Origin of the sequence: Paenibacillus antri (assembly GCF_005765165.1) — a bacterium.
Taxonomy (GTDB): Bacteria; Bacillota; Bacilli; order Paenibacillales; family YIM-B00363; genus Paenibacillus_AE; species Paenibacillus_AE antri.
The window spans coordinates 325,149-352,089 of the sequence record NZ_VCIW01000002.1 but is presented as its reverse complement, the minus strand read 5'-3'; the positions used below and the strand labels follow the sequence as shown (position 1 = coordinate 352,089).

General features: G+C 60.8%; 22 protein-coding genes and 1 pseudogene. 6 read left to right on the top strand and 17 right to left on the bottom strand.

Annotation, left to right across the window (positions count from 1 at the left end; genetic code table 11):
• Positions 1 to 65: 65 nt before the first annotated feature.
• Together FE782_RS04790 and cymR are read right to left on the bottom strand one after the other, a co-directional pair.
• Positions 66 to 1,226, bottom strand: a complete 1,161-nt coding sequence (locus tag FE782_RS04790; RefSeq protein WP_138192910.1) for a cysteine desulfurase family protein — start codon at positions 1,224 to 1,226, stop codon at positions 66 to 68.
• Positions 1,227 to 1,247: 21 nt separating this feature from the next.
• Positions 1,248 to 1,673, bottom strand: a complete 426-nt coding sequence (gene cymR / locus FE782_RS04785) for a cysteine metabolism transcriptional regulator CymR (protein WP_138192909.1) — start codon at positions 1,671 to 1,673, stop codon at positions 1,248 to 1,250.
• A 274-nt stretch (positions 1,674 to 1,947) separates the two neighbouring features.
• Between cymR and mnmA the strand changes: the two genes are divergently transcribed.
• Both mnmA and FE782_RS04775 read left to right on the top strand, forming a co-directional pair.
• Entirely contained in the window at positions 1,948 to 3,099 is a 1,152-nt protein-coding gene (gene mnmA, locus FE782_RS04780; RefSeq protein WP_138192908.1) for a tRNA 2-thiouridine(34) synthase MnmA, read from the top strand.
• Positions 3,096 to 4,034 carry a DNA-3-methyladenine glycosylase family protein gene (locus tag FE782_RS04775; protein ID WP_138192907.1) on the top strand — a complete coding sequence of 313 codons (939 nt, stop codon included), beginning with the start codon at positions 3,096 to 3,098 and terminating at the stop codon, positions 4,032 to 4,034. Before mnmA ends, FE782_RS04775 begins: the two co-directional genes overlap by 4 nt.
• Before the next feature lie 63 nt (positions 4,035 to 4,097).
• Here FE782_RS04775 and FE782_RS04770 read toward each other — a convergent pair whose 3' ends face one another.
• From FE782_RS04770 to FE782_RS04760, 3 genes are all read right to left on the bottom strand, one after another.
• Entirely contained in the window at positions 4,098 to 5,240 is a 1,143-nt protein-coding gene (locus tag FE782_RS04770; RefSeq protein WP_138192906.1) for an RCC1 domain-containing protein, read from the bottom strand.
• A 196-nt stretch (positions 5,241 to 5,436) separates the two neighbouring features.
• Positions 5,437 to 7,560: a YhgE/Pip family protein gene (locus FE782_RS04765; protein WP_138192905.1), complete on the bottom strand. Its 2,124-nt coding sequence runs from the start codon at positions 7,558 to 7,560 to the stop codon at positions 5,437 to 5,439.
• A 48-nt stretch (positions 7,561 to 7,608) separates the two neighbouring features.
• Positions 7,609 to 8,178 (bottom strand): TetR/AcrR family transcriptional regulator, encoded by a 570-nt coding sequence (locus FE782_RS04760; RefSeq protein ID WP_138192904.1) that lies wholly within the window; start codon positions 8,176 to 8,178, stop codon positions 7,609 to 7,611.
• A 204-nt stretch (positions 8,179 to 8,382) separates the two neighbouring features.
• Here FE782_RS04760 and FE782_RS04755 point away from each other — a divergent pair, with 204 nt between their 5' ends.
• A complete protein-coding gene (locus FE782_RS04755) occupies positions 8,383 to 9,549 on the top strand; it encodes an RCC1 domain-containing protein (RefSeq protein ID WP_158299254.1) in 1,167 nt (388 codons plus the stop codon).
• A gap of 68 nt (positions 9,550 to 9,617) precedes the next feature.
• Here FE782_RS04755 and FE782_RS04750 read toward each other — a convergent pair whose 3' ends face one another.
• The 10 genes from FE782_RS04750 to FE782_RS04705 all read right to left on the bottom strand — a co-directional run bounded on the left by FE782_RS04750 (position 9,618) and on the right by FE782_RS04705 (position 21,327).
• Positions 9,618 to 9,989, bottom strand: a complete 372-nt coding sequence (locus FE782_RS04750) for a hypothetical protein (protein WP_138192902.1) — start codon at positions 9,987 to 9,989, stop codon at positions 9,618 to 9,620.
• 68 nt (positions 9,990 to 10,057) lie between these two features.
• On the bottom strand, positions 10,058 to 11,374 hold the full coding sequence (locus tag FE782_RS04745) for a replication-associated recombination protein A (RefSeq protein ID WP_138192901.1): 1,317 nt from the start codon (positions 11,372 to 11,374) through the stop codon (positions 10,058 to 10,060).
• 74 nt (positions 11,375 to 11,448) lie between these two features.
• Positions 11,449 to 12,624 (bottom strand): copper amine oxidase N-terminal domain-containing protein, encoded by a 1,176-nt coding sequence (locus tag FE782_RS04740; protein WP_138192900.1) that lies wholly within the window; start codon positions 12,622 to 12,624, stop codon positions 11,449 to 11,451.
• A 90-nt stretch (positions 12,625 to 12,714) separates the two neighbouring features.
• The gene (locus FE782_RS04735; protein WP_138192899.1) at positions 12,715 to 13,026 is read right to left on the bottom strand and encodes a DUF2642 domain-containing protein; all 312 of its coding nucleotides are present in this window, start codon (positions 13,024 to 13,026) and stop codon (positions 12,715 to 12,717) included.
• 129 nt (positions 13,027 to 13,155) lie between these two features.
• Positions 13,156 to 13,911: a tRNA threonylcarbamoyladenosine dehydratase gene (locus FE782_RS04730; protein ID WP_138192898.1), complete on the bottom strand. Its 756-nt coding sequence runs from the start codon at positions 13,909 to 13,911 to the stop codon at positions 13,156 to 13,158.
• A gap of 66 nt (positions 13,912 to 13,977) precedes the next feature.
• On the bottom strand, positions 13,978 to 15,768 hold the full coding sequence (aspS, locus tag FE782_RS04725; protein WP_138192897.1) for an aspartate--tRNA ligase: 1,791 nt from the start codon (positions 15,766 to 15,768) through the stop codon (positions 13,978 to 13,980).
• A 33-nt stretch (positions 15,769 to 15,801) separates the two neighbouring features.
• Positions 15,802 to 17,046, bottom strand: a complete 1,245-nt coding sequence (hisS, locus tag FE782_RS04720) for a histidine--tRNA ligase (RefSeq protein ID WP_138192896.1) — start codon at positions 17,044 to 17,046, stop codon at positions 15,802 to 15,804.
• Between the two features lie 538 nt (positions 17,047 to 17,584).
• Entirely contained in the window at positions 17,585 to 19,546 is a 1,962-nt protein-coding gene (locus FE782_RS04715) for an FAD-dependent oxidoreductase (protein WP_138192895.1), read from the bottom strand.
• The gene (locus FE782_RS04710; protein WP_138192894.1) at positions 19,543 to 21,093 is read right to left on the bottom strand and encodes a coproporphyrinogen III oxidase; all 1,551 of its coding nucleotides are present in this window, start codon (positions 21,091 to 21,093) and stop codon (positions 19,543 to 19,545) included. Before FE782_RS04710 ends, FE782_RS04715 begins: the two co-directional genes overlap by 4 nt.
• A gap of 54 nt (positions 21,094 to 21,147) precedes the next feature.
• Positions 21,148 to 21,327, bottom strand: a complete 180-nt coding sequence (locus tag FE782_RS04705) for a hypothetical protein (protein ID WP_138192893.1) — start codon at positions 21,325 to 21,327, stop codon at positions 21,148 to 21,150.
• A 378-nt stretch (positions 21,328 to 21,705) separates the two neighbouring features.
• Here FE782_RS04705 and FE782_RS33260 point away from each other — a divergent pair.
• Positions 21,706 to 21,834 (top strand): annotated as a pseudogene (locus tag FE782_RS33260) (transposase family protein); the annotation flags it as partial.
• A gap of 36 nt (positions 21,835 to 21,870) precedes the next feature.
• Positions 21,871 to 22,512, top strand: a complete 642-nt coding sequence (locus FE782_RS04700) for a hypothetical protein (RefSeq protein ID WP_238392347.1) — start codon at positions 21,871 to 21,873, stop codon at positions 22,510 to 22,512.
• A 234-nt stretch (positions 22,513 to 22,746) separates the two neighbouring features.
• Here the strand turns inward: FE782_RS04700 and dtd are convergent, their stop codons facing one another.
• A complete protein-coding gene (gene dtd, locus FE782_RS04695; protein ID WP_138192891.1) occupies positions 22,747 to 23,190 on the bottom strand; it encodes a D-aminoacyl-tRNA deacylase in 444 nt (147 codons plus the stop codon).
• Positions 23,191 to 23,201: 11 nt separating this feature from the next.
• Positions 23,202 to 25,424: a RelA/SpoT family protein gene (locus FE782_RS04690; protein ID WP_138192890.1), complete on the bottom strand. Its 2,223-nt coding sequence runs from the start codon at positions 25,422 to 25,424 to the stop codon at positions 23,202 to 23,204.
• 200 nt (positions 25,425 to 25,624) lie between these two features.
• Here FE782_RS04690 and uraA point away from each other — a divergent pair, with 200 nt between their 5' ends.
• Positions 25,625 to 26,893 (top strand): uracil permease, encoded by a 1,269-nt coding sequence (gene uraA, locus FE782_RS04685; protein ID WP_138192889.1) that lies wholly within the window; start codon positions 25,625 to 25,627, stop codon positions 26,891 to 26,893.
• The last annotated feature ends 48 nt before the right edge of the window (positions 26,894 to 26,941 follow it).

The following is a 26,941-nucleotide window of genomic DNA, read 5'->3' as shown; positions in this document are numbered from 1 at the left end:
TGGATTTAATCGTTCCGAAACGTTCGTTGGAAAAAGGATTCGCAAGCGGAGCGCGCGGCCTTGCATCACTTATACGTAAGTCGTTTCGCGAGCGTTGCGACTTTTTCCGCGGCAAATGTTACAGAATTGAGGCAATTGCCCATGCCGAAGCTGAACCGAACCGCGGAGCGAAGCCGCTCGTCCGGCACCCCCATCGCGCGCAGCACGTGAGACGGCTGCAGCGAGCCCGACGAACAGGCGGACCCGCTCGCCGCCGCGATCCCTTCGAGGTCGAGGTTCATCAGGAGCGACTCGGAGCTCGCCCCCGGGAAGCTGACGTTCAGCACATGCGGAAGCGATTCGGACGGGTGCCCGTTCACGACGAAGCCGCCGTCCGGGAGCAGCCGCTCGAACGTCGCCAGCATCGCGTCGCGAAGCGCCGCGAGCTCGTCCCGGCGGCGCGGCAGGTCGGCCAGCGCCAGCTCGGCCGCCTTGGCGAAGCCGACGGCGCCGGCGACGTTCTCGGTGCCGGCGCGTCGGCTCCGCTCCTGCGAGCCGCCGAACGCGCGAGCGTGCAGCTTCACGCGCCGATTGGCGTACAGCAGGCCGACGCCCTTCGGGCCGTTGATTTTATGCGCGGAGAAGCTCATCAGGTCGACCGGCAGCCGCGACAGGTCGATCGACTGCGTGCCGAGCGCCTGAACGGCGTCGACATGAAACACGGCCCCTCGCTCTCGCGCGAGGGCGCCGATCGTTTCGATCGGCTGCAGCGTGCCGACCTCGTTATTGGCGTACATGACCGACACAAGCGCGGTCTTCTCGTCGATGGCGGCGGACAGCGCGTCGAGGTCGACTCGCCCCGTCTCGTCGACAGGGGCATAGACGACCTCGAATCCGAGGCGTTCCAGCTCGGCCGCCGCATGCAGCACGGCATGATGCTCTACCGCCGTCGTCACGACGCGGCGGCGTTCCGGTGCGGCCGCGAGGGCGGCGCCGAGGAGCGCCAGATTATCGCTCTCCGTGCCGCCGCTCGTAAAGACGAGCTCGGCCGGGGAGCACCCGAGCCGAGCCGCAAGCGAGTCCCGCGCCGCCGTCAAACCCGCCTTGGCCTCGCGGCCGAAGCGGTGCACGCTCGACGGGTTGCCGTACGACGACATGAAATAAGGCAACATCGCCTCCAGCACCTCGGGGTGCATCGGCGTCGTCGCCGCGTGATCGAGATAGATCGGTTGTTGGTTCGTCGTCATGTCGGTCCGGTTCACCTTCGTCTAAATATAGAACATGTAGCTCGGAGCGGCTTGTCCTTCATCGTCCTTGTAGGAGATGAGGCCCGCCAGCGTCGTCGAATCGAGCACCGAAGCGATCGAATCGCGAATGCGAATCCACAGGTCGCGCTTCGCGGGATCGTCTTCTTCCGTGAAATCCACAGGCGAGATCGGTCCTTCGAGCAGCCGAATGACGCGGCCCGCGGTCACGTCCTCCGGCGGCTCGGACAAGACGTAGCCGCCGTAGGCGCCGCGGACGCTCTTCACGAGACCCGCGTTGCGCAGCGGCGCGACGAGCTGCTCCAAATAATGTTCGGACAAGCCGTGCTTCTCGGCGATCGACTTCAGCGAGGTCGGCCCCTCGCCGTATCGAACCGCCAATTCCATCATGATCGTAAGACCGTAGCGGCCTTTCGTCGATATTTTCAAAGGGTTCCCCCCATTTATTCGCGCGAAAAAAACGCTTCGTTCATTAGAATTGACGGAAAATCCGCAATCCAAACTATGCCGATAACGTTTATATGTTATCACATGGGAGAGGGTTTGGTAAGGAAAACCTTTACGTTTTCATAAAATTGTCGAACCTTTTCTATATTCATCAAACAAGTGAGCAAGTTTACGAAAGCCACAATTCTTTATTTTCATAGCGCGTATGTTACAATACATTCAATTCGAAATTATAAGCAAAGCAGGTGAATTTCACATGACTTCAAATAAGAAATCCCCTTCCGAAACCCGCGTCGTCGTCGGCATGTCCGGCGGCGTGGACAGCTCCGTGACGGCGTTGCTGCTGAAGCGGCAAGGGTACGACGTCATCGGCATCTTCATGAAAAACTGGGACGACACCGACGAATTAGGCGTCTGCACCGCCGAAGAGGACGCGGAAGACGTGCGTCGCGTCTGCGCGCAAATCGGCATCCCGTCATACACGGTCAACTTCGAGAGGGAATATTACGATAAAGTGTTTCAATATTTTCTGGACGAGTACCGGGCCGGCCGCACGCCGAATCCCGACGTCATGTGCAACCGCGAAATCAAGTTCGGCGAATTTCTGTCGAAGGCGATCGAGCTCGGCGCCGACTACGTCGCGACCGGACATTACGCGCGCGTCGTCGAAGAAGACGGCGAGTTCAAGCTGCTTCGCGGCGTCGACCGAAACAAGGACCAAACGTATTTCTTGAACGCGCTGAACCAACGCCAGCTGTCCAAGGCGATGTTCCCGATCGGCGGCTATACGAAGCCGGAAATTCGCGCCATCGCGGAAGAAGCGGGCCTCGCCACGGCCAAGAAGAAGGACAGCACCGGCGTCTGCTTCATCGGCGAGAAGAACTTCAAGGAGTTCCTGAGCGGCTATTTGCCTGCGCGCGGCGGCGAAATCCGCACGTTCGACGGCGAAGTGAAGGGCCGGCACGACGGCCTTATGTATTACACGCTAGGCCAACGCCAAGGGCTCGGCATCGGCGGCAGCGGCACGGGCGAGCCGTGGTTCGTCGCGGACAAGGATCTGGAGCGCAACATCCTGTACGTGGTGCAAGGCGAGTCGGATCCGCGGCTGTATTCGCATCGTCTCGAAGCGACGGGCGTCAGCTGGGTCGCGGGGCGTCCTCCGGCGGACGGAACGTTCTCCGTCGCCGCGAAGTTCCGCTACCGCCAGCCGGATCAGGCGGTGCGCGTGACGATGACCGGCGCGGACGCCTGCGTCGTCGAGTTCGAGACGCCGCAGAAGGCGATAACGCCGGGCCAGGCGGTCGTGTTCTACGACGGCGAGACATGCCTCGGCGGCGGCACGATCGACCGCGTGCTGAAGGATAGCGGCGAGTCGCTGCTCATGGGCGCGGGGCTGAAGAACGTATGACGGATGTTCTTACCGCCTCGGAGACGCCGGTACGCATTCCGATCCCGATCGTGCCGCCCTACGACGCGAAGCTGCTCTTCGAGCGGTACGAGCAGGTCGGCAACCGCGCCCGGCTCGTCCGCCTCGAGCCGGAGCGGATGCGCTTCGCCCGCGCGATTCGCGCCGGCGGCGGGGCGCTTGCGGTCGCCGTCGAATTCGGCGGCGACGCGGAGGCGCCGACCGCCGACGCCGTGCTGCCGGCGGGCACGCCGCCGGCAGCCGCCGCGGAAGCGGCGCGCGCGGTCGCGCATATGATCGGCGCTAACGTCGATCTCGCCGCGTGCTACGCGGCGCTCGGCGGCGACGCCCGCTTCGCTTCGCTGTTCGAGCGGCTGCGCGGCTCGAAGCTGCTGCTCGATCCCGACCCGTTCGAATGCATGATGAAGACGATTATCACGCAGCAGCTGAACCTGTCGTTCGCGGGCACCTTGATCGAACGGCTGGCCGTGCTCGCCGGCGAGACGCTCGAGCATGAGGGGAAGCCGCTGCTCGTGTTCCCCGACGCGGAGGCGGTCGCGCGGCTGTCGTACGACGAGCTGCGCGCGCTGTCGTTCTCGCAGCGCAAAGCCGAGTACGTCATCGATACGGCGCGCGCCGTCGTCGACGGACGGATCGATTGGTCCCGCGTGGAACGGATGAGCGACGACGAAGCGATGCGCGACCTGACGCAGCTGCGCGGCATCGGTCGTTGGAGCGTCGAATGTCTGCTCATCTTCGCGTACGGGCGGGCCGATCTGCTGCCCGCCGCCGACATCGGCCTGCGCAACGCCGTCCGCAACGTCTACGGCCTCGACGCGCAGCCGTCCGCGGCGGACATCGACGCGATCGGCGCGGCCTGGGCGCCGTGGCGCACCTACGCGACTTATTATTTGTGGGAGTCGCTTCGACTCAAATAAAAATCCGGATGCTTGCGGCCCTTGTGTTTCGGCCGCAGCGCATCCGGATTTTTTATGATGGATTTACTTTTTCGGCAGCGTTAGTAGCACCGGAACTTCCTTGTGGTTGAGGCCGAAATCGCCGACGAACCCCCACGTCCAGATCTCGCCGGCCGAAGTCGCGGCGATCGCATGGAAGTCGCCGAGCGCGACGGATACGACGTCGGTCAGCCCCTCGATCTGCTCCGGCTCGTACGCGTTGCGCTCCAGATCGGGATTCGCTCCGATTTCCATGCCGAGTCTCCATACGGTGCCGTCCGTCTTGACGATAAGCGTTTTGTATGAAGCCGTTTCGATCGCCGCGACGTTTGTCAAGTTCGGAATGAGCTGCGGCTTGGATACCTCGCGGGTATTTTCCAGCCCAAGATTTCCCGAGCCATTATTGCCCCATCCGTAGACGGAGCCGTCTTCCTTGATTGCGAATATATGATTGCTTCCGACCGAAGACCGCGACAACGCGACAACCTTGCTCACGCCTTCGACCCGGGTCGTATTCGCGCTCGCGTTCGCCTGAGGCAACGAGCCCCAGCCTCCGCCGAAGTACGCCTTCCACTGCCACACGGTGCCGTCGGTCGCCAAAATATACGCCGTTCCTCCGCTGAACGAGATTTCCTTCGCCTTCCGGGTTTCCAACTTCATCGGCTTCGTAGGCGAGGGCAAGGTATGCCATACCCATACGGAACCGTCTTCGTCGATCGCCCCGAATACCCCGCTCGAGGGAAATGCTTTCACGATGCGCTCCAAACCGTCGATCCGTTTAGGCTCGATCAACTGGGAGAAGCCGTTGCTTCCATCGGTATAGGTGAATTTCCTGCCCCATTCCCAAACGCTGCCGTCCTTCTTGACGATTATATCCGTCGAGTGACCGGCAGTTACGGATGCGACGTCCTTCAAGCCTTGCATTATCTTCGGCCGATTGTCTTGAAATTTGATCTGCCCTTCGACGAGATCGACAAGGCCTCCCCAGTACCACACTTGCCCTTTCTCGTCGTAAGCGATATTATGACTGTCCTCTGCGGAAATGACGTAGGGCGGGATAGGTTTCGGCTCCTCCGCTTTTTTCTCCTGCACGGCTGCGGAGGCATGCGCGCCGAACGCCAGCGTCATGGCAACCGCGAACGCGGCGGCTCTTGCGGCCGACCTCGCGAGCTTGGGTCTAACGACCATCCTTTCATCGCTCCTCTCTGGAAAATGAAAACTAGATTCGTAGACTTGTGACCAAATTATTCCATAATGCTACCATCATTTTCCATGTGGATCAAGGCTTCCCACTAAACTTCATATAAAAATAAAAAACGGCGACCGCGTCCACGTTGCAAGACCGTGGAGCATGTCGCCGGTAGAATCGATGAGTACGCCTAAGTCACGCCGGCACGGCCGTCGCTTCGACGTCCATGTTCGGTTCGCCGTCGCCGTCGCGCTCCCGCAGCATGAAGTAGCCGAACGTCGCGAACGCCCCGAGCGCTGCCACCGCCGCGAGCAAGAACGCTTGCTGCCACATGACCCCGAAGTCGCCGCCGGCGATGACCGCTCGGAAGCCTACGATGCTGTGGGTCATCGGCAAATACGGATGGATCGCCTGCATCCACGTCGGCAGCAGCTCTAGCGGGAATGTACCCGCGCTGGACGCCAGCTGCAACACCATGACCAAGATGACGAGAAAACGGCCGACATTATCGAACCAAGCGACCAACGCTAGAATCGTAAACGAAAAAGCCAACCCCGTAATCGTCGTGTATAAGAAGAAATAAGGCACGTTCGTCACTTCGAGACCGATGCCGTACACCATGACGGCCGAGACGATGGTCGATTGCAAGACCGCTATGAGCAGCATCGTCAGCGCCTTGGCGACGAATTTCCCCCACCGCGTCGCCGACCTCGCCGCGACGAGCCGCACGGGGAAGATCGTCGTGAAGACGAGGCCGCCGACGAACAGCGCCATCGACAGGAAGTAAGGCGCGATGCCTCGGCCGTACACGTCCACTTTCCGGTCGGCATTCTCCGTCAGCTTGACCGGCTCGGCGAACATCTTCGCCGTCTCGTCCGCCGAGCGGAGCGACGGCACCTCGTCCGAGGCGGCCGTGAGCGCGTCCGCCAGCTCGCCCGCGCCGTCCGCGACGTCGGCGGCGCCTGCGGACAGGTCTCCGGCGCCTGTCGCGAGCCGCTTGCCGCCGCCAGCGATCGCCGCGGCGCCGTCCGCCGCCGAAGCGGCCCCCGTCGCCAGCGACGCCGCGCCCGTCGCCGTGCGGGCCGCCCCGTCGGCCAGCGCGGCCGTCGACGCCGCGGCTTCCGCGACCCCGTCGCTCAGCGAGCCGAGCCCCGCCGACAGCCGCTCGGCGCCCGCGGCGAGCTCGGCCGAGCCGGACCGCAGCGCCTCCAGCCCGTCCCCGAGGCCGGCGCTCCCGGCCGCTAGCTTCGCCTCGCCTTCGCTTAACGCGCGGGCGCCTTCCGCGGCGGCCTCGCTTGCGGCGACGAGCCGCTTCACGTCCTCCCGCTCCGCCGCCCCCGGCACGCCTGCGACGAACGCCTGCAGCCCTTCGGCGACTCGGGCGGTTCCGTCCGCCAACCCCGCGCTCGCTTCCGCCGCATCGGCCAGGCCGACGCGAAGCGCGTCCGCCGCCTCCGCCGACGACTGCAGGCCGGCCGCGAGACGCGCCGCCCCTTCCTCCGCCGCGGCGGCGCCGGACGCGGCGGATGCGCTCGCGTCGGACAAGCGGGACAGGCCGTCCTTCAGCGCCGAGGCGCCCTCCGAGACGGCGAGCGTCCCCTTCGCCAAGTCGGTCGCGCCGCTCGCGAGCGGCTGCAGCCCCTGCTTCAGCGTCGCGGCGCCGCCCTGCAGCTCGTCGAGGCGCGCGCGCAGCTCTGCGGCGCCGGAAGCGACCTCCGCCGCGCCGTCCCGAAGCCGGGTCGCCCCGTCGCCCGCGTCATCCAAGCCGTCGCCCAGCGCGTTCACCTGCTCGAGCAGCGTTCGAGCGTACGCCTCCGTAATGCTTTCCGACAGCTTGGCGCGCAGCTCCTTCGCCGCGTTCGCGCCGATCTGTCCCGCAATGAAGTTATAACTGCCGTTCGGCTCGAAGACGAGCTCCGCTTGCTGCGGCTCATCGTAGAGCAGCGTCGCCGCCTTCCGGGAGAAATCTTCGGGCACCGTAATCGCCATATAATATTCGTTATGCCGGATCCCGGCCGCGGCGGCCTCGGCGTCCGCTACCCGCCAATCGAACGCGTCGCTTTCGCGAAGCTCTTCGACGAAGTCGTCGCCGAGGCGGACGGGCTCCCCGTCCATCTCCGCGCCTTCGTCCAGGTTGACAACGACGACCGGCATCCGATCGAGGTGCCCGTAGGGATCCCAAGCGCCGGCGATCAGAAAGCCGCTGTACAGAACGGGAATCAACGCGATCGCCGCGAACGTCGCGGCGCGCATCGGATGGGAAAATAGGTGTTTCAGCTCTTTTCGGAACGTCCGCTGCCGTTTTCTCGTTTGTCTCATGATGTTCGTCAGTTCCTCTCTCGCTTCTCTTCGATTACCTTCTACTCGCTACTCGCGAATTAAACCCTCGGTGAGCAGCAGCTGCATATTGTCGATGATTTGCCGTTTGGTAAGCGGCGGAGCGGTCTTCCCCCACTCCATCGTCAAGTCGATATACATCCGCAAGATCATGAACGCCACGATATCCGAATCGCAGGGACGCAGCTCGCCCGATCGCATTCCGGATTCGATGGATCGCCGTAAATAAGCCCTTGCCTCAAGCTCCAACCGACGGATGCCTTCGAGCGCCTGCTGCGTCCCGACGTCGCGCACCTCCTGCGCCAGCTTCACGAACAGCTCATGGTCTTTCCGGAAATCGAGCAAGGCGTCCAAGGCGCGAACCAATCGGTCGAAGAACCGTCCGCCGGTTTCTTCGGTCTTTTCCAAAATCGCCCTCATTTGCCCGAGCGCATGCTGCAAAATTTCCTCGAACAGCTGCTCCTTCGTCGCGAAGAACGTATAGATCGTTCCTTTGCCGACGTTCGCGATTTTCGAGACGAGCTCCATCGTCGTCGCCTTATAGCCATATTGCGCGAATGCGGTCGTCGCCGCCTCCATAATCCATGCCCGTCGATCCATGAACTCACCCCATAATCGTACCGAATGACCAATATCGTTTTACGGTCAGTCAGTCATAATGTACTACTATACTTCGCCGGGACAAAAAAATCAATGCGTTTCGAACTTCCGCCGCAAACCGCTCTTGCGCCAAAAGGATTTCCATTGTATGGTAAACTGATTGGTAATATTTGGACATCTATACTCGAAAGGCGGAACAACGCATTGCAAAACCCGGGAAAGCTGACCAGAGACATCGGAAGGGCTGCCCTGATCGCTGCGGCGCTTTCGCTTACGTTCGCGCTGCAAGCCGCCGCAACCTCCGAAGAAACGCCGAAAAACAAAGCCGAAACGGTACGGGAACCGTCCTACGCGATTTCCGCGGCGCACAGACATAATGTCATGTATGACGATCAGGGCAGAGTTTGGTATTGGGGGGGTCTCGAGAAACTCGTTAACGGGGTCAGGAGCTTCGAGGAATACAAACCGAAACTCGTAAACGGGCTGGAGGATGTCGCCTCCGCGCATGCCGGACACACGACGGATCTCCTCATTAAGAAGGACGGCACCGTATGGGAATGGGGGTACGAATACACCGCGATAGACGGGAAGAACGGCGGCTTCTCGTTCGCTCCTCCCCGAAAAATCGAAGGACTGGAACGGATCGTCAGCGTTTCCTCCATCTCGAGCGTAGGCGGCGCGATCGACGAAGACGGATCCGTCTGGGTATGGCATATCGTGCCGGACGGTCCGGAGCTTATGCCAACGAAGCCGATGAAGCTGAGGGACATCCAAGCGGTCGATCTATCGGTCGACGACAAGGTTCATATCTTGAAAGCGGACGGCACCGTATGGAAATGGGATGCCTACGTCGGCAACAACGGCAACGGCTCCTATGCCCGGCCGAATACCGCCGATTCCGTGACCAAAGTGGAAGGATTGCGGGATATCGCCGCGATTTCGCACACGACGGAAGGCGGTAAAACTTATTTCGCTATCAAAGAAAACGGCACCGTCTACGGCTGGGGACGGAACGATCACGGCAATCTCGGTCGATCGGATTACAAGCCGGTTTCGAAACCTGCCGTCATCCCGGAACTGAAAGACGCGGCGTCCATCGTCACGGGATACGGCTCGACGCTGATCGCGAAGAAAGACGGTACGGTATGGACGCTCGGATTGGAAATCGGCCAATATTCGCCTACCCTGTATACCGATAAACCGAAGAAGGTCGAGGGGTTGGAAAACGTCGTCTCCGTCGCATTAGGCAGCGATCATGCGCTCGCCGTAACGAAGGACGGAGACATCTGGTCCTGGGGGTACTGGGGAACGAGCAATAAGGAAAAACCGGTGCTCGTCTCTTCGGCCGACCGTCTCCGTTTTGAGAAATAAACGAAAAATGCCGTCGGGCCTCCCAATGGGAAGCCGACGGCATTTTCCATAATACAAGCCTATGCTCGTTACGATTCCGTCGCCGCGCTCGCCTCGAGACGAGCGGCATCGACCTCCGCCTCCGCCGCTTCCTTCGAGCCGGCGTCCGCCTCGCCGCGGACGAGCCTAAAGTCGATATGCTCGCACTTGCCTACGAGACAATCCCGTTGCACGCTCTCGATTCGCACCTGCTTCGTTCCGATCCCGGGAATGTCCAATTCTACGATGGAGTCGGCATGATACGCGAGAATCGGATGAAGCTTCTTCTCGTCGACGACGATCGGAACGTTCTCCTCCCCGTTCCCGTATACGATGCCTGGGACTTTCCCGTTTGCTCTAAGCTGTCTCAATTGGCCTTTGGTCTCGGTGACCCTTCGTTCCGCTTGCAGCGCCAGCGCCATAAGTACGATCCCTCCACGATATGAAATTGGATATTACCCTATTAATCTACCATATTTCGGAGACGCTTTCATCCTCGTCCGCGCCGGCGCTGTTGATTTTCCCGCATCTTCGCTTCCGTCCCTTGCGTCGATGCCTCGAAAAACACCTCGTTTCGAATCGGTCCCGGCAAATACTGCTGCTCGACGTAATGTCCCGGGAAATGATGCGGGTACTTATACCCGACATGTCCGAGCTGCTGCGAGCCCTTATAGTGTCCGTCGCGCAGATGCATCGGCACCTCCGCCGCCCCGAGCCGGTCGAACGCCTTGTACACCCGCTCCATCGCGAGACCGATCGAATCGGACTTCGGACTTTCCACCGCGAACAGGATCGCCTGCGAAATGTTGTACCGCGCCTCCGGCCAGCCGATCTTATGGTACGCGTCCATCGCGGACACCGCCTGCGTCATCGCCTGCGGATTCGCGAGGCCGATGTCCTCGCTGCAGGCGACGATGAGCCGGCGCAGAAACACCATCGGGTCCATGCCGAGCTTCTCGACCGCGTAGAGAAACCAAAACAGCGCCGCGTCGGACGAGCCGCGCACGCTCTTATGGAACGCGGACAATACGTCGTACTGCGTCGACTCGTCCGCCGCCACCGTCGGCTGGCGGATCGATTCTTCCGCGGCGGCGAGCGTCACATGAATCGTGCCGTCGCGATCCGCAGGCGTCGTCAGCGCCGCCAGCTCCAGCGCGTTGAGCGCGCGCCGCAGGTCGCCCCCGGCGACCGTCGCGATGTGCAGCAGCGCGTCGTCGTCGGCGCGGATCGTCAGCGCGCCGAGTCCCCGCTCGCGATCGAGCAGCGCCCGGCGCATCGCCTCGAGCGCATCGTCCGGCGTCAGCTTCTCGAGCCGGAACAACGTCGAGCGCGACAGAAGCGCCCCGTTGATCGAGTGGAACGGATTTTCCGTCGTCGCCCCGATGAACACGATCGTGCCCGCCTCGACCGCCGGCAGCAGCGCGTCCTGCTGCGACGTCTTGAAGCGATGCACCTCGTCGAGGAACAGGATCGTCTTCCGGTCGTATAACGATCGAAGCTCCTTCGCCCGCTCGATCGTCTCCCGTACGTCCTTCACCGACGCGTCGACCGCGTTCAGGCGGACGAATTCGCCGTCCGTTCGGTTCGCGATGATCGTCGCGAGCGTCGTCTTGCCCGTCCCCGGCGGCCCGAACAGAATGATCGACGTCACCTGATCCGCCTCGATCGCCCGGCGGAGCATCTTCCCCGGACCTACGATATGCTCTTGCCCGATATATTCGTCGATCGAACGCGCCCGCATCCGCTCCGCGAGCGGCTGCCGTCCCGGCGCCGCGCCCGATTCCGCTCGATATGTAAACAGATCCATCTGCCCCTCATCTCCCTCGTCCCATTATAACGCAAAAAGACCCGCGCAGCCCAAACGCGGGTCCCTGAAAACCATTATCGAGCGAGCGGAACCTCGACGTCTTGCTTCGCGTTCGGCTCCAAAAACCAGGTGAACGACAATTGCAGCTTATCGCCTTGCCTGCCTGCGACCTCGAGGCCGTCCCAATTCATAAAATCGAAGTCGTTCGGGCCGACCTTCTGCAGTTCCTCCAGCATGGCAAGCTTCTCTTCCGTCGCGACTTCGTCGATCAAGCGCTTCGTCTCGTTCGTCTCCCGGTCGATCAGCGTCAACCATCCGGTACTATGCGGGCGAACGACCATATACGCATCGTCGTACCATTCCACTTGGAACGCCTCGTCCTCGTAGCCGGTCAGCGCCCGCAAGTCGTGCGTCGACGTCGTCGCCCCGGCCGCGTCCACCTCGTACAGCGTCGCGCCGTCCATAAGCAGCGCATGGCCGTCGGGCAGCGTCGAGACGTTGCGGATCGGATGGACGCCCCAATAATGCGTCTTCGTCTCCAACGTCAGCTTGCCCGACGCGACGACAAACCGGTACACGTCGTTGTTGATGCCCGGCTCGCCATAGTTGTCTACGGCCGTGACGACGTCCGACGAAGGCGATAACGTCTCGACCGCCAACTCGACGTAGCGCTGAAGCTTGAATTCGGTATCCGCGACGAGCGCGGCGGCTTGTCCGTTCTCGCTCGCGTACAGCTCGCCGGTACTCCGATGAAGCCAGTAGCCTCGAGTCCCTTTCTCCGCGAACGAATACAAATTTTCGAACTGCAGCTCCACCCGGCGGTCATCCGACTTCCACTGCACGTCCGCGCCGAGCGCCTCGCTGACGAAGCGAACCGGCACGAAGACGACGCCGTTCACGTTTTTCGGCATGGCGGTCAGGGCGTACGGCTTGCCGTTGACCGTCGCCTGCCGGCTGCCGAGCGTCATCTCGATGCGAACCCCGGGGCGGTTGATCAGAATCTTCTTCCCATCCGCGATCCACGTCGTTCGACTGTTCAGCAGCGCGCCGGTTTCTCGCAGCGGCAAATAGACGGCTCCGCCCTCGAGCAGCGGCTCATGCTTCAGCTCGGCCGTCCCTTGATTCAAGGTCACGCTTACGATCGGCGCCAACGCCGCTTGCGCTCTATGTGCCCCCGCCGATATGGCGGGCATCGCCAAACACGCGGCCAACGCCGCGAAGGCGATCGTTTTCGTTAGGTTCTTTCTCATCTGCGCTTCCTTTCTCGCTCGGTTCTCTCGTACTCCTTAGACGAAAGAAACATGTCGAAAGTTGCGAGAGAAGGAAACGGCAAATCGTTCCTACGCTTTGGTGAAATAGACGATCTGACTCAAGCGGACGTGATGCGGAACGCCGTTCACGTCGATCTGCACGTGATCGACGGCGACCCCGGCCAGCGTGCCGGCAAGCGGTCCGGCGGCCGTCTCCAACCGAATCTTCTGATCGACGTGCATCAGCAGATGGTCCATGAACACCGGCTCGGTTACTACCCAATACGTGGGTCGCAGCGCTTGCATGAGATGCGGCAGCTCGGGGGTATACATATACTTCCCGGGCGGCACCGCCGTCGCGGAGGACATCGGCATCGTCGGCCTTCCAGCTTCGTAATACAAGACGATCACTTCCTTAGGCGAGATACCTATAGGTATGGGAAGTTCGCCCGTTCGGGCACGGCATTCGCCTACGACATCGCAAAAGGCGCCCCGCGAATCGCCCGCGGAGCGCCTCTTTTTGCTTTTCGATTACACTTCGATGCCGTGCTTCTTCAGCAGGTCGTTCACGATGACGCTCACCATGAAGAGTCCCGCCACCGGCGGCACGAACGCATTGCTCGCCGGCGGCTGCTGCGCCTTCCGGATTTCCGGCGCGTTCTCCGGCACGATGCGCTGCGTCACGTCCTCCCTCGGCTTCTTCGGCGTCTCCGTCGAGAAGACGACCTTCACGCCCTTCGTGACGCCCGCTTCTCGCAGCTTGCGACGTACGACGCGCGCCAGCGGATCGGTGTGCGTCTTCGAGATGTCGACGACCTGGAACTTCGTCGGGTCCATCTTGTTCGCGGCGCCCATGCTCGAGATGACGGGGATGCCGCGCGCCTTGCATTGCAGAATGAGATGCACCTTGTACATGATCGTATCGGAGGCGTCCAATACATAGTCGAGCGGATACTCGAACAGCTTCTCGTACGTCTCCTCCGTGTAGAACATGCGCAGGGCGACCGCATCGCATTCCGGGTTGATCAGCTTGATGCGTTCCTGCATCAGCTCGGCCTTCGGCTGTCCGACGGTCGTCGTAAGCGCGTGGATCTGGCGGTTGATGTTCGTCACGTCGACGACGTCCTTGTCGATCATGATAATCCGCCCGACGCCGGTGCGCGCGAGCGCCTCCGCCGCGATCGAGCCGACGCCGCCGATGCCGAGCACCGCCACGGTGCTGTTCTTCAGCGCCTGTATGCCTTCCGGCCCGACCGCCAGCTCCGTGCGGGAAAATTGGTTCAACATAAAGCGGGTTCCCCCTTATTGACGTCAGGTTAACGGCGGCCGTTTGATAATTGTCGGCTAAGCCGCTTAACCTTGCTTCACCGGCTCCGGCTTCTGCTGCGGCGCTACGCGAATCGACAGCTGCTGCAGCTGCTTCTCGTCGACCTCGGACGGCGCGCCCGACAACAGGTCCGATGCGCTCGCCGTCTTCGGGAACGCGATCGTCTCGCGCAGATTCGTGCGCCCCGTTAACAGCATAACCAATCGGTCGAAGCCGAATGCCATGCCGCCGTGCGGCGGGGTGCCGTAATCGAACGCGTCGAGGAAGAAGCCGAACTTCTCGCGCGCCTCTTCCATCGTGAGACCGAGCGCCGAGAACATCTTCTCTTGCACGTCGCGCTTGTAAATCCGCATCGAGCCGCCGCCGACTTCGTACCCGTTCAGGACAAGATCGTACGCTTGCGCGCGGATCGCGCCCGGGTTCGTCTCGAACAGCGGCAGGTCTTCATCGTGCGGACGCGTGAACGGATGATGCTCCGCCACCCAACGCCCTGCTTCCTCGTCCCAGCCGAGCAGCGGGAAGTCGACGACCCACGCGAAGCGGAACTCGCTCTCGTTAATAAGGCCGAGGTCCCGGCCGAGCTTGAGACGCAGATTGCCGAGCACGTCGTGCACGACCTTCGCCTTGTCGGCGCTGAACAGCAGCACGTCGCCCTCTTCGGCGCCGAGACGCTCGGTCAATGCCGCGATCTCCTCCGGGCTCAGGAACTTCACGATCGGCCCCTTCCACTCGCCGTCCTTCACGACGATGTACGCGAGCCCCTTGCCGCCGTAGCGAGCCGCGAACGGCGTCAAGTCGTCGAGCTCCTTGCGGCTCCACGTCGCGCAGCCCTTCGCGTTGATCGCCTTCACCATGCCGCCGCCCGCCACGACCGACGCGAACACCTTCACGCCGGACGACGACACGACGTCGGATACGTCGACGAGCTCGAGACCGAAGCGCAGGTCCGGCTTATCGGAGCCGTACTTGCCCATCGCCTCCGCATACGGCAGACGCTGGAACGGCGTCGGCACGTCGTAGCCGACCGTCTCCTTGAACAGCTTCGCGGTGAGCTCTTCCATGATCGTCAGCAGCTGGTCCTGCGACAGGAACGATGTCTCGATGTCCACCTGCGTGAACTCCGGCTGCCGGTCCGCCCGAAGGTCCTCGTCGCGGAAGCAGCGCGCGATTTGATAGTAGCGCTCCATGCCGCCGACCATCAGCAGCTGCTTGAAAATTTGCGGCGACTGCGGCAGCGCGAAAAACTCGCCCGGATGCACGCGGCTCGGCACCAAGTAGTCGCGCGCGCCTTCCGGCGTGCTCTTCGTCAGGATCGGCGTCTCGACCTCGACGAACTCGTTCGCGTCCAGGAAGTCGCGGAACACCTTCGCCGCTTTCGAACGGAGCATGAGCGTGCGCTGCATCTCCGGCCGGCGCAGGTCGAGGTAGCGGTACTTCAACCGCACGGACTCGTCGACTTCGACGCCGTCTTCGATGAAGAACGGAGGCGTCTTCGCGCCGTTGAACACTTCGATCTCCGTCACCTGCACTTCGATCTCGCCCGTCGGCAGGTTCGGGTTCACCGTCGACGGATCCCGTTCGACGACCTTGCCCTTCACCGCGACGACGTATTCGTTCCGGCACTTGTCCGCCGTCTCGAGCGCTTCGCCCGAGAACGCCGGGTTGAATACGATCTGCATGAGCCCGCTCCGGTCTCTCAGATCGATGAACAAGACGCCCCCAAGGTCCCGGCGGCGCTGCACCCAACCGTTCAGCACGACCGTTTCGCCGACGTTCGCTTTCGTCAACGTTCCGCATTTATGCGTTCGTAACATCATGTGTACCTACCCCTTTGTCCTTTTAGAAAATGATTACTTCAAGCTGTCGAACAAGCTCGCCAGCGCAACCGTCCGCTGCTCGCCCGTCGCGAGCGATTTCAATACGATCTCCCCGCGCTCTAACTCGTCGTCTCCGAGAATCGCCGCGTATTTCGCGGCCAGCCGGTCCGCCGACTTCAGCTGCGCCTTCATCTTGCGGCCGCCGTAATCCTTCTCGGCGACGATGCCTCTCGCGCGCGCCTCGTTCAGCAGCGGCACGATGCGCGCCTCCGCCGCTTCGCCGAGCGCTACGAAGTACACGTCCGGCGCCACCGTCGCCGGCAGCTCCACGCCCTGCTTCTCCAGCACCAGAAGCACGCGCTCGAGGCCGAGGCCGAAGCCGACGCCCGTCTGCTCGGGTCCGCCGATGTCGGACACGAGTCCGTTATAGCGCCCGCCTCCGCCGATCGTGTCGATCGACCCGATGCCGGCCGCCTTGAACTCGAACGCCGTATGCGTGTAGTAGTCCAAACCGCGCACGAGCCGCGGATTGATCGAGTAAGCGATGCCCATCGCGTCGAGGTGCGCCTTCACCTTTTCGAAGTGCGCGGCGCTGTCGTCGTCCAGGTTGTCGAGCAGCGACGGCGCGCCTTCGAAGCGCGCTTGGTCCACCTTGCAATCGAGCACCCGCAGCGGATTGCGGTCCATGCGCGAGCGGCAGTCCTTGCACAGGACGTCCCGCAACGGAGCGAGGAACGCGAGCAGCTTCTCGCGGAACGCCGCGCGCGTCGCCGGCGTCCCGACGGAGTTGATCTCGAGCGTGAAGCCCGTAAGGCCGATCTCGGTGTAAAACTGGCTGCCGAGCGCGATGACCTCCGCGTCCAGACTCGGATCGCTCGAGCCGAACGCCTCGATCCCGAATTGGTGGAACTGCCGGTACCGTCCGGCTTGCGGCTGCTCATAGCGGAACATCGGTCCGATATAATACAGCTTCGTAATATCGGGATCCCCGTACAGCTTGTTTTCGACGTAGGCGCGAACGACGCCCGCCGTCCCTTCCGGCCGCAGCGTCATGCTGCGATCGCCTTTGTCCATGAACGTGTACATCTCTTTCTCGACGACGTCCGTCGTCTCGCCGACGCCGCGCTGGAACAGCTCGGTCGACTCGAAGATCGGCGTCCGAATTTCCCGGTACGCGAATCTGCGGCATACCTCCCGCGCCTTCCCCTCGACGAACTGCCAACGCTCGACCGCGCCCGGCAAGAAGTCTTGCGTTCCCTTCGGTTTCTGAAAAGACATCTCCATCGACCCTCATTTCTTCTTTAACAATAAAAAACTCCCGCCCCCGACAGAAAGAAACCTGTCAGGGACGAGAGATTCATCATGAAATCGCCCGTGGTACCACCCGCATTCCGAAGGCAACGCCTTCGCTCTAACGATTAACGCTCGTTCCACGCATAGGGCTACTGATCCGACGCGATAAGTCGCGCCGCCGTTCGCCGTATGTTCTCGAGGAGGTCTTTCGTCCGTTCGTCGCAAAGACGCTTGCAGCCTAAGGCGTCTCTCTCTGGGTGCGAGCGGGAATCGGACTACTTTATCCCGTCACCGAATCAACGTAGTGCAATTGAAACTTTTTCACAATTTTACTTACATAACGCCCGAATGTCAAGTTACTCCCCGAAAAAACAAAGTACCTGCGGCGAGAACGCCGCAGGCAATAGTGAAATATATGTCAAAAAAGGGGGTCGAGATCATTGTATGCGATCAACATTAAGCGGACATGAAAGCTACATTACAGGTTGGTTACATTTTGGGAAACGTTTCCAACCCCTCCTCGTCAATTGACGCTCGAAGCCGCCGCGCGGAAGCCGAGCGCCGTCGCCACGTCCCGGAACACCATGTACGATTCGCCTACCGTCAAGGCGTTCGCGTTTTTGATGCCGGAGATCGTCACGTCTTTCAGGATTCCGCGGGCTTTCAGCGCGGCGAGCGCGCCGTTCGGCTGGAACTCGATCCCCAAAGCCGTCGCCGCGATCAACGCCGCGTTCTCGAGCGTGAGCGGCGAAGCGCGAAGCTGCTTCTCCAGCGTCTGGTCCGCCGGATACCATAGAGAAGGGTGCGTCGGCATCTTGTCGCCGAAATAATCGCGCGAGCCGGCGTACAACAGCCCGTACTCGACCGGGTTCGCCCGCTCGTCGAGCCGGAAGTCGTTGTCGTACTTCCCGGACACGAGCCCGAACGACAACACTGTCTTGAGCCCCGAATACGTCCGGTGCTTCTCGTAAGACTGAAGCGGCAGCGTATACGGCTTCAGATCCATGCCCTGCGCGTTCAAGCGGTTCTGCAGCGCGAGAATCGCCGCTTTATCCTTCGACATCGCCCGGAACGTGATGCCGCGCTCCTTCGCGACCTTGACCGCCGCGCCCGCCGCTTCGCCCGCCGCCATGCCGACCGGGATCGTCCGCGCGCTGCCGTGCGGCAGCGTATCGAACGAAGCGGCGCGTCCGACGACGAGCAGCCCGTCCACCTTTTGCGGCACGATGCTGCGGAACGGCACAGCGTATTTGATCGGCTTGAACAAGATGTTGCCGCTGTCGCTCGGAGACGTCGGCTGCAGGTCGATCGGGTACGAGCCGAAGGCGATGCGGTCCCACTTGTCTTTATTTTCGAGCAAGTCGATAATATTAAGTCTGTACTCGCCCAGCATATGCCGCGACTCCCGAATATACGGCTCGGGAGCGGTACCCCCCAGCGTCAGCTTCGACAGCTCCGGGAACCGGCTCTGCATGTACTTCACGACGAGCGGCAGTTCCTTCTTGCCCGCTTCGATGCCCGCCTGCACCGAAGCCGGATCGAGCGGGTCGACGTCGAACAGCAGCAGCGCGTTCACGAGCGCCGTATTGTCGTTCTGCCTTCCGATATTGAGACCGCGCATCTTCACCTGCGGCTGGCTCGGCACGTATTGGTAAAACTCTAAGTACCCCCAAGCCGACATCGTCGTCGTGCCGTAGCCCTTCTTCCCGCGGAGCCGTTCGCGAATGCCGCTCCATACGGCCGGCGTTACGCCGTTCAGCCGATAGACGAGCGTCACCGCCATCCGGGCGTCGGCTTGGCCGATATCTTCCCGGCCGAACGTGAACGGCACGCCAGCGGCCGCGAATACGTCGCCGTCCTGCGTCGCGTCGATGACCGCGTTCGCGCGGACGAACAGCTCCGTCCCGTCCTTCGTGGTCAACTCCATTCCTACGACCGTCTTCGTCTGCCCGAACGACTCCACGACGGGCTCCATGGATCGGACGGGCATCAGGACGTCGATGTTCGGTTCCGCGTCGACGAGCCGCTGGAACGCGCTAGCGGCCGTCTTCACATCGAAGGAATCGCCTTCGACCATCTTGTACCATTCGCTGAAGATGCCCTTGTTTAAAATCGAACCGTCCGGAGAATACCGGTTCAGGTCGATCGTATTCAGCCAGCCGAGCGTCATCAGGCCGCCCAGCGTCGTGCGACCCCGCCCGTCCGTCAGCAGCACGGACAAGCCGTTGCGCGCCGCGGACAACGCGGCCGCGATCCCTTCCGGATCCGTGCCCGCCACGATAACGTCGTACTCCGTCTTGATGCCCGCGAGCTGCGCGGGGACTTGCAGCGGAACCGGTCCGACCGGTTGTCCGGAAAACCATTCCGCGTGCTGCGACAGCGTCCCCGCCGACGCCACTCCCGCTCCGCCGGCGAAGACGCCGCCGGCCGCGACGAACGCGGCCATCGCCGTTGCGGCCGCGTTCCGTAACCATTTTCGAATCATAGCTTCATACTCTCCTTGCCGTAAGCCCGCTGCAGCAGCTCCAGCTTCTTCTCGGTATACTCCCGGAACGCTTGGTTGTAATGGTACGGCTCCTTCGGATTCGGGAAGCGTTCGACTAAATCCCGTCCCTCCGTCTCGTCCGGGTAGACGACCTTGCTCACGGCGCCGCAGCCGAGGCCGACGACCGTCTGCCGCTCCTCCATCATGAGAATATTATAGAGGCTCTCTTTCCCTTGAAGGCTGTAACCGACGTTTTCCAAGTTTCCGAGAATATTTTTTTGCCGGTACAAGTAGTAAGGCGCATACCCGTGCTTCGCCGTCCACTCGATCGCTTCCTCCATCATGGCGCGGATCTCGTCGCGTTCGGCGACCTCGTACTTATCCCGGTTCTTCGTCATCTTAGACGCGCGTTTGAACGATAAAGTGTGCACCGTCAAAGACTCGGGCAGCAACTTTTCCGTTTCGTCGAGCGTATGGCGCAGTTCCTTCAAGCCTTCGTTCGGAAGCCCGATGATCAAATCCATATTAATGTTGTCGAGGCCCATCGAACGCGACAGCTTAAACTTCTCGACCGTCTCTTCGACCGTGTGATGCCTGCCGATCGTATCCAATGTCCGCTGCGTGAAGCTTTGCGGATTGATCGAAATCCGATCCACGTTCCACTTCCGCATCACTTGCAGCTTCTCCGGCGTTATCGTATCCGGACGTCCCGCCTCGACCGTCAGTTCTCGCACGCGGTCCATGCCCGGGAACGACGCATGCAGCGTCTCGAACAAGGCGTCCATCTGCTCCGCTTCGATGCTCGTCGGCGTGCCGCCGCCCCAATAAATCGTCGTAATGCCGAGGCCCGCGGCTTTCAGCCAGCGCCCCGTCTCGCGGATCTCGTAATGCAGCCCTTCGAGGAACGCCTCCACCGAGCCGTTGTTGCCGCGGATGTCGTACGCCGGGAACGTGCAGTACGCGCACTTCGTCGGGCAGAAGGGTATCCCGATATAAACGCTGACTTCCTTCTCGTTGATCGTATATAAGTCAGGGATGACCTTCAGCTGCCGGACGGCGACTTCCGACAGCAAGGACGCCTTCTCCGCCGTCACGAAATATTCGTCCTGTAAGATGCGCTCCGCTTCTTCCGGCTCGTATTGCAGCAGCAAATTATGCATAAGCTTCGTAGGCCGTACGCCCGTCAACGTCCCCCACGGCTGCGCGAGCCCCGTCGCCTGTTCCAATACCTTCACGAGCCCCGCGCCAAGGGCGCGCTTAAGAGACCGTCTCGGGTCGTCGCCCGTCCGGCTCGACAGCGTCCGCTCATAGCTGCCGCTCCAGCTTCGTCCGCCCGCGGAATCGGACTCCGCCGCTTCCGCGGATACGCGGATGCGATCGTTCGCTTCGTCCGTCTCGAGTCCGATGCGAATCGTCAATTCCGGCTCGCCGTCCTCGAACGACCGGTCTTCGAACCGCACGTCCGCCTCGTCGTAAAACAATTTGCACAAATGAAATAAATCCATATCGAAATCGGCGAAGCCGACGCGTTCGATGCGAATTCTCACGTTCCATGCCTCCTAATGCGCGTTGCGTGTCACGTGGATAAGGATACCATAGTCTTACGATTTATGTACACGTTGGTTGCCGCTTCGCCCGCCTCCGGGCCGAAAACCCGGCTCCGCCGCGAACTCCGCCGTCAGGTCCGCCGCCGCCTTCGCCCCCCCTTTCGGCTCGACGCCGTCCTGCCCCCGCTCGGGTCCTCCCGTATGCAGCGCTTGCTGCTTTATCGTCATACGCATCGCGCGTTCCCGCTCCCTTCCGGCTTGTGGTCCTTCTTCCAGTTTCCCCACTCCCGGAAAGGATTAGTCCCGCATCCGCGTCCCGTATCCCGTCTCTTGTTCGGCCGTCCCTCTTCTTGTTCTGCCGTTCCTAATTCCGCCGACCCTTCCATGCTCATGTTCCTCCGTTGCTGGCTCTGCTGCCCCTTTTCCCCACATCGTCATTCTCATTACCGCCTTCCCTTTCCATCAATAGTTTCCATTTACTGGTTCGTGAAAAGTTCCGGTCTCTTTTCTATTCCCTTTCACACCTGATTTCCCTTACTCAGAAAAAAGATTTTGATTTACGTTGATATGCGAACATATGTTTGTTAAACTAAAAAAGGGAGGGATGATTGAGTGAATACAGACCTGCATGCATACTTTTTTCAGCGAAGGTGGCCGAACGGTTTCGAGTGTCCGAATTGCGGATTTGGTATGTTTTACACCATACGGACGAGACGTTTGCCTTTGTACCAGTGCGGTCTATGTAAGCATCAGACGACCGTGACCGCGGGTACGGTCATGCATCGCAGTCGTACTCCCCTCGAGAAGTGGGCCGCGGCGATGGATCTGCTTGCCTCCGAAGCCGGAGTCAACGCGGCCGAACTGGCCGCCTCCATCGGCGTCGCTCATTCGACCGCATGGGCCATCCTGCGGAAACTGCGAGCCGCGATCTCGGAAATCGAAGGCTCTACGCTTCTGCGCGGCTCCGTTCAAGCGGCCGTGTGTTGGCTCGCTCCTGGATATTTGTTCCTATCTACCTCCCATAAGCGATACCGCAAGGAAAGAATCGTCCTGATCGGCGGCTCCGTCGACGATGGCGGCGTGCCTCATGCATTAAAGCTGACGCTGGTCGACGACGAACTCCTCGAGCCCGGCACCAAAGAGTTGGCGAGAGAAGGAATTCCGGCCGCGTTCGGCAATATCGCCGTTCCTTTCGCGAATACCGCCCTGCTGATCGGCAAGCGACTCGTCCAAAGCGCTCTTCCGACTCGATTCAAGGAAGCCGAGCGTTGGCTGCTTCGGAAGTTTCACGGAATCGGAACGAAATACTTACAAAGCTATCTGCACGAATACTGCTACCGTTGGAATATAGCCGCTAGGGGAGCATGTCCGAGGACCGAGTGGGCACGCCTATTCTTTCGTACGCAGGCAGTAGTCTAGTCGATTGACGATTTTCCTTGTATGCAGCAGAACGGAGCAGAGCTGGCAGCGTTGACCGGATCCGTAATCGCGAATGGTTAAGGATGTAGGGTTTCTGACTTAAGCGAATTAGGTATGAAAGGACCCGCAGGAGAGAGTCTCCCCCTTCTACGCCGCGCAGCTTCAAAGGTACACCTGAGAAAAATCAAAAAGACGCCTTCCCCGGCGGAAAGCGGAGGAGACGTCTAAGAACCGTTATGCTTTGCTGTCGAGCCATAGGGTTACAGGGCCCCAGTTGACGAGCGACACTTCCATCATTTCGCCGAAGCGGCCGGTCTCGACGGCGAGCCCTCGCTCCCGCAACAGAGCGTTATAGCGCTCGTATAACGCGAGCGCCGCGTCTGGCCGAGCCGCGGCCATGAAATTCGGTCGCCGCCCCTTGCGGGCGTCGCCGTACAGCGTGAACTGCGAAACGGAAAGCACGGCCCCGCCGACCTCCCCGATCGACAAATTCATCTTGCCTTCTTCGTCCTCGAAGATGCGGAGTCCCGCCGTCTTCTCCGCCAAATAGACGGCATCCGCCTCGGTGTCTTCGTGGGTCACGCCGAGCAGGACGACGAGACCGCCGTCGATCGCGCCGACCGTCTCGCCGCCTACGCGGACGCTCGCCGCTTTGCTTCTCTGTAATAATGCGCGCATAGATCGTTCTCCTACTGCATGATGCGCTGTACGGAATAGACGTCCCGTACGCGCTTGATTTTCTCGACGACCGACTGAAGATGCTCCGTATTCCGGATCAGAATCGTCATATGAATCATCGCCACTTTGTTCTTATCCGAACGTCCGGAGACCGCGGACATGTTCGTCTTGCTCTCGGAGACGGCCTGCAGCACTTCGTTCAACAGCCCTCGGCGGTCGTGACCCGTGATCTCGATATCGACGCTGTAATTCGCTTCCGCCGCGGCGATCCACTCGACCTCGATGACCCGATTCGCATCGTCCCCGTTCTCGTCCGAGACGACCACGTTCGGACAGTCGCTCCGATGGACCGACACGCCGCGTCCGCGCGTGATATAACCGATGATATCGTCCCCCGGCACCGGATTGCAGCAGCGGGCGAAGCGGACGAGCAGGTTGTCGACGCCCTTGACGCGCACGCCTTGCGTCGACCGCGGACGCTTATGCGCCGCCGAAGCCGGCTTCAGCTCACGCACTTCGTTCGTCAGCTGCAGCTGCGCCGCTTCCTCGTTCTCCTTGCGCTGCTTCTCCGTAAGGCGCGTGACGATCTGAGCGGCGGTAATGCCGCTGAACCCGATCGCCGACAGCATATCTTCGACGTCGTTGAAGTTGAACTTCTTCGCGGCTTCCAGAAGTTTGTCTTCGGACAATACGTCCTGAGGATCGAAGCCGAGTCGCTTGACCTCGCGTTCGATCGCTTCGCGGCCTTTTTCGACGTTTTCCTCCCGCTTCTCCTTCTTGAACCATTGCTTGATCTTGCTTCTGGCGTGAGACGACTGCGCGATTTTCAGCCAATCTTGGCTAGGCCCGTAGGAGTGCTTGGAGGTCAAGATTTCGACGATATCGCCGGTATGAAGCTTATGGTCGAGCGGCACGATGCGGCCGTTCACCTTCGAGCCGATCGTCCGATTGCCGATTTCGGTATGAATGCGGTATGCGAAATCGAGCGGCACGGAGCCGGAAGGAAGCTCGATGACTTCGCCCTTCGGCGTGAAGACGTACACGAGATCGGTAAAGAAGTCCATCCGCAGCGACTCCATGAACTCCGCGGCGTCTTTCGCTTCTTGCTGCAGCTCGAGAATTTCCCGGAAGAATGTCATCTTCTCCTCGAAGGTGCCGATATTCGCCGCTTGAGAAGAACCGTCCTTGCTTTCCTTGTACGCCCAGTGGGCGGCGATCCCGAACTCGGACGTACGATGCATCTCGAGCGTTCGAATTTGTACCTCGGTCGGCTCGCCCTTCGGCCCGATGACCGTCGTATGGAGCGACTGGTACATGTTCGGCTTCGGCATCGCGATGTAATCCTTGAACCGGCCCGGCATCGGCTTCCACAGCGTATGAATGATGCCCAGCGTCGCATAGCAGTCCTTCACGTTCTCGACGATAATGCGAATCGCGAGCAAATCGTAGATTTCGTTAAACTGCTTGTTGCGGCTGACCATTTTCTTATAGATGCTGTAGATGTGCTTCGGTCGGCCGCTAATATCCGCGTCGATGCCCATCTCGGTCAATTTCTCCCGGATTTTATCCATGACCTCTTCGATGTGGCGTTCGCGCTCGGCTCTCTTCTTCTGCATCAGATTGACGATGCGGTAATATTGCTGCGGGTTCAGGTAGCGTAGGGAGATGTCCTCCATCTCCCAGCGAATGGCGGCCATCCCGAGTCGGTGGGCGATCGGACAAAAGATTTCAAGCGTCTCTTCGGAGATTCTGCGCTGCGCCTCTTCCGATTGATGCTTCAGCGTCCGCATATTATGAAGGCGGTCGGCAAGCTTAATAAGAATGACCCGAATGTCCTGGGCCATCGCGACGAACATCTTGCGGTAGTTTTCGTTCTGCTGTTCTTCCTTCGATTTGAAGCGGATTTTCTCAAGCTTGGTAAGTCCATCGACAAGTTCCGCGCACGTTTTGCCGAATTTCGCCTCGAGATCCTGCGTCGTGACGTTGGTGTCTTCCACGACGTCGTGAAGCAAACCCACGATGACCGTGGTCGCGTCCATCTGCATGTTCACCAAGATGTCGGCTACCGCCAGCGGATGAAGGATATATGGTTCCCCGGATTTACGGGTTTGGCCTTGATGCGCGGCTTCCGCATAATCGTACGCTTCCCGGATCCGCGTCAGGTCGGCTTCTTTGATGTATGAAGATGCCTTCTCGAGCAACTGCTCGATCCCCGTGGGCTGCCGTTCTTCCATAGACGCTTTAAACCCCTAAAATCATGAATTTTGCTTATCATTATCCCCTTGTTCCGAGGTTCCGTCAAGGTAACGCGGCATTTCAGAAAATTGACCGCTGACAAGCGAGGGAAGTTTTGCTAGGATAACCGTTAGGTCGAATCGTTCGGAATTTCGTCGAACCGTGTCGACCTACATTCGAAAAGGAGACGATATCGCTCATGTCCGCCGAATCGCGCACGATTGGAGTCAACGAAAAACCATCTTTTCTCGCCGGCCTTCCGCTTTCCTTCCAGCATCTGTTCGCCATGTTCGGTTCGACCGTTCTGGTGCCGGTGCTGTTTAACGTGGATCCGGCCACGATCTTGTTAATGAACGGGATCGGCACGATCTTTTATCTCATCTTGTGCAAGGGACGCATCCCCGCATACCTCGGCTCCAGCTTCGCCTTCTTGTCCCCCGTCGCCGTCGTGCTCGGGGCGTCCGGAGGCAGCTATGCGAAGGCGCTCGGCGGATTCGTCGTCGTCGGCGCGATCTTCACGATCGTTGCGCTTCTCGTATCCGCGGTCGGAACGAAGTGGATCGACGTCGTGTTCCCCCCTGCGGCTATGGGCGCGATCGTCGCCGTCATCGGCTTGGAGCTGGCACCCGTCGCCGCCGGGATGGCCGGCTGGATTCCGTCCGAAGCCGCGCCTTTCGATCCGAAAGCCGTAACCGTATCCGTCGTTACGCTGCTCGTTGCGCTGATCGGGTCTGTCGCTTTCCGCGGATTCCTGAAGATTATCCCGATTCTCGTCAGTATCGTCATCGGGTATGCGCTGGCCGCTCTGCTCGGAATCGTCACCTTCGAGAAGGTCGCCGAAGCCGACTGGCTGCGCCTCCCGACGTTCACCACGCCGGAGTGGGACGCCGCCAGCATCGCGATCATCGCGCCGGCCGCGCTCGTCGTCATCGCCGAGCATATCGGCCACTTGATCGTCACCGGCAACATCGTCGGGAAGGATCTCACGAAGGAGCCGGGCCTCGGCCGCTCGCTGCTCGGCAACGGCGTATCGACGCTCGTCTCCGGCTTCGTCGGGTCCACGCCGAACACGACTTACGGCGAAAATATCGGCGTATTGGCGCTGACTCGCGTCTACTCCGTCTGGGTCATCGGCGGCGCGGCGGTCATCGCGGTCGCGCTGTCGTTCGTCGGCAAGCTCGCCGCGCTGATCATGACCATCCCGAACCCGGTCATGGGCGGCGTATCCGTACTGCTCTTCGGCGTCATCGCCGCCTCGGGCATCCGAATGCTGGTCGAAGCGAAGGTCGACTATTCGAAGGCGTCGAACATGATTTTGTCCGCCGTCGTCCTCATTATCGGCATCAGCGGCGCCACGTTCTCCGTCGGCAACTTCTCGCTCAAGGGCATGGCGCTGGCGACCGTCGCGGCGATCCTGCTCAGCCTGTTCTTCAAGCTCCTCGAGGTGCTGAAGCTGCGCAGCGAATAAGGATGCGGGAATCAATGGAAAAAGGGCAGTCTCGTAAGGAATCGTTCC

Coding starts and splice junctions, on each gene's coding strand:
- FE782_RS04770 (WP_138192906.1), bottom strand. CDS start 5,240: ATGGTCGTTAGACCCAAGCTCGCGAGGTCGGCCGCAAGAGCCGCCGCG.
- FE782_RS04690 (WP_138192890.1), bottom strand. CDS start 25,424: ATGGAAGAACGGCAGCCCACGGGGATCGAGCAGTTGCTCGAGAAGGCA.
- dtd (WP_138192891.1), bottom strand. CDS start 23,190: ATGCGCGCATTATTACAGAGAAGCAAAGCGGCGAGCGTCCGCGTAGGC.
- FE782_RS04740 (WP_138192900.1), bottom strand. CDS start 12,624: ATGAGAAAGAACCTAACGAAAACGATCGCCTTCGCGGCGTTGGCCGCG.
- FE782_RS04700 (WP_238392347.1), top strand. CDS start 21,871: ATGCATCGCAGTCGTACTCCCCTCGAGAAGTGGGCCGCGGCGATGGAT.
- FE782_RS04750 (WP_138192902.1), bottom strand. CDS start 9,989: ATGGCGCTGGCGCTGCAAGCGGAACGAAGGGTCACCGAGACCAAAGGC.
- FE782_RS04730 (WP_138192898.1), bottom strand. CDS start 13,911: ATGTTGAACCAATTTTCCCGCACGGAGCTGGCGGTCGGGCCGGAAGGC.
- aspS (WP_138192897.1), bottom strand. CDS start 15,768: ATGATGTTACGAACGCATAAATGCGGAACGTTGACGAAAGCGAACGTC.
- hisS (WP_138192896.1), bottom strand. CDS start 17,046: ATGTCTTTTCAGAAACCGAAGGGAACGCAAGACTTCTTGCCGGGCGCG.
- FE782_RS04745 (WP_138192901.1), bottom strand. CDS start 11,374: ATGGATCTGTTTACATATCGAGCGGAATCGGGCGCGGCGCCGGGACGG.
- uraA (WP_138192889.1), top strand. CDS start 25,625: ATGTCCGCCGAATCGCGCACGATTGGAGTCAACGAAAAACCATCTTTT.
- FE782_RS04790 (WP_138192910.1), bottom strand. CDS start 1,226: ATGACGACGAACCAACAACCGATCTATCTCGATCACGCGGCGACGACG.
- FE782_RS04715 (WP_138192895.1), bottom strand. CDS start 19,546: ATGATTCGAAAATGGTTACGGAACGCGGCCGCAACGGCGATGGCCGCG.
- FE782_RS04775 (WP_138192907.1), top strand. CDS start 3,096: ATGACGGATGTTCTTACCGCCTCGGAGACGCCGGTACGCATTCCGATC.
- mnmA (WP_138192908.1), top strand. CDS start 1,948: ATGACTTCAAATAAGAAATCCCCTTCCGAAACCCGCGTCGTCGTCGGC.
- FE782_RS04760 (WP_138192904.1), bottom strand. CDS start 8,178: ATGGATCGACGGGCATGGATTATGGAGGCGGCGACGACCGCATTCGCG.
- FE782_RS04765 (WP_138192905.1), bottom strand. CDS start 7,560: ATGAGACAAACGAGAAAACGGCAGCGGACGTTCCGAAAAGAGCTGAAA.
- FE782_RS04705 (WP_138192893.1), bottom strand. CDS start 21,327: ATGCGTATGACGATAAAGCAGCAAGCGCTGCATACGGGAGGACCCGAG.